The organism is Corynebacterium curieae (genome assembly GCF_027570035.1).
In the GTDB taxonomy this organism is placed as follows: Bacteria; Actinomycetota; Actinomycetes; order Mycobacteriales; family Mycobacteriaceae; genus Corynebacterium; species Corynebacterium curieae.
Genome location: NZ_JAKMUU010000029.1, coordinates 1 through 456, shown reverse-complemented (window position 1 = coordinate 456; position 456 = coordinate 1). Strand labels below are relative to the sequence as shown.

The window sequence follows — 456 nt, the reverse complement described above, 5'->3', positions numbered from 1 at the left end:
CCTGGAGGGGATTTTTGGTGTTTAAGTCTCAGCCCCGGCGGGGCGGCCGGTAGACCGCCTCACCAAAGCCTGTGGACTACTTGATGTAATCCTGCATACCCGGCTCAAGCTCGGTTGCACCGGACGGGACGGACTTAATCTCAACGCGGTCGGCATTAGATGGCAGTGCATTGCCAGTCTCTTCCGGTTGCTGACCCTGACGTCCGGCATCGCGGCCATGTCCGTGTCCATTGTCAGAGTTGCCACCCTGAGGAGCATCCTGATCCTTGTCCTCGTGGCCATTGCCACCATCGTGGTTGCCGGTGTTGTCACCGTTGCCACCATCATGGTTGCCATGATCCTTATGATCGTGGTGATCCTTGATGATCTTACCCAGGCCAATGCCCGGAATCAGGATGAGCCACCACGGAGTCTTGCCCTTGGAGGAACCGTTAGAAGAACCGCCCGGGGTGTCCT

At 58.1% G+C, this 456-nt stretch carries 1 pseudogene; it reads right to left on the bottom strand.

Annotated elements, in window-relative coordinates:
• Positions 1–76 precede the first annotated feature (76 nt).
• Positions 77–456, bottom strand: a pseudogene (locus L8V01_RS11900) (hypothetical protein); the annotation flags it as partial.